1 protein-coding gene is annotated in these 384 nt (G+C 56.2%); it reads left to right on the top strand.

Annotation, left to right across the window (positions count from 1 at the left end):
- Nucleotides 1-384: ImmA/IrrE family metallo-endopeptidase (locus KH400_RS30010; RefSeq protein WP_217228299.1), on the top strand; the 384-nt coding region annotated here is incomplete at both ends.

Genomic DNA, 384 nt, shown 5'->3' with positions numbered 1-384 from the left:
GCATTCTCACCGTGTTCTTCTCGATGAAGGAGGATGAGAACTCAGACGAGAAGAGCCGCATCGACGCTTTCTCGACGAGTTCACTTCCTCGGCCTATCATCGTGCTTACGCCTGACAAGGCAAACGATGTGATGCGGCACAGGTTCTCGGCGGCGCACGAACTTGGGCACATTGTGTTGCATCGCTGGCACCCGGGTTCGAATGCCGAGCTTGAACGGGAAGCGGATGCTTTCGCAGCAGAGTTCCTGACGACACGGGACATTATCCGCACCGAGCTACCAACCCGATTTAGCCTTGGCAAGCTCGAGGGGATCAGCCTTCGATGGGGAGCGTCGATAAAATCGCTCGTCTTCCGCTCAAAGGAGCTCGAACTCATTTCGGAGG

The sequence above is a fragment of the Desertibacillus haloalkaliphilus genome (assembly GCF_019039105.1).
Taxonomy (GTDB): domain Bacteria; phylum Bacillota; class Bacilli; order Bacillales; family KJ1-10-99; genus Desertibacillus; species Desertibacillus haloalkaliphilus.
This window is presented reverse-complemented; position numbering and strand designations above follow the sequence as displayed.